We start from the raw sequence: 545 nt of genomic DNA, 5'->3' as shown, positions 1-545 counted from the left end.
GCGGCAAGACGCTGAGATCCGGCCGGGTGAAGAACGATCGCCAGTCGCTCGGTGGGTTTCTCGAACGCTACCGGGAAAACAGCCATGCGGTTGTCGAAGCGACGCGCAACTGGATGGTGATCTACGACTGGCTCGACGACATTTGTGATGATGTCGTTCTCGCCCATCCTTTGAAGGTGAAGGCGATCGCCGACGCCAAGATCAAGACAGACAAGATCGACGCGACGGTGCTGGCGCATCTTCTTCGAGCCGACCTGGTTCCGCAGGCCTGGGCTCCGAGCGACAAGGCCCGAGAGCTGCGTGTCGCGCTGCGCGAGCGGATGTTTTACGTGCGGCTGCGCACGATGACGAAGAACCGCATCGTGACGGTATTCGATCGCTATCCGGAGCAGACGGCGCAGTTGAAGAAGCTGGGCGACTTGTTCGGCAAGGCTGGACGCCAGCAGCTCGCCGCACTCAATGTGTCGGAGGTCGACCGTATCCAGATCGACCGTGGTCTTGCCTTCATCGGCGACATCGACGGCCGGATCAAGCAGTCGGAGGCG

The 545-nt window shown here is 61.3% G+C and carries 1 protein-coding gene; it reads left to right on the top strand.

From position 1 onward, the window contains the following. A partial coding sequence (locus VQ830_RS28750) for an IS110 family transposase (RefSeq protein WP_337271545.1) occupies positions 1 to 545 on the top strand: 545 nt, incomplete at both ends.

The sequence above is a fragment of the Oryzifoliimicrobium ureilyticum genome, assembly GCF_037199735.1.
In the GTDB taxonomy this organism is placed as follows: domain Bacteria; phylum Pseudomonadota; class Alphaproteobacteria; order Rhizobiales; family Rhizobiaceae; genus Rhizobium; species Rhizobium ureilyticus.
The sequence above is the reverse complement of the archived record's forward strand: the minus strand, read 5'-3'. Positions and strand labels throughout refer to the sequence as shown.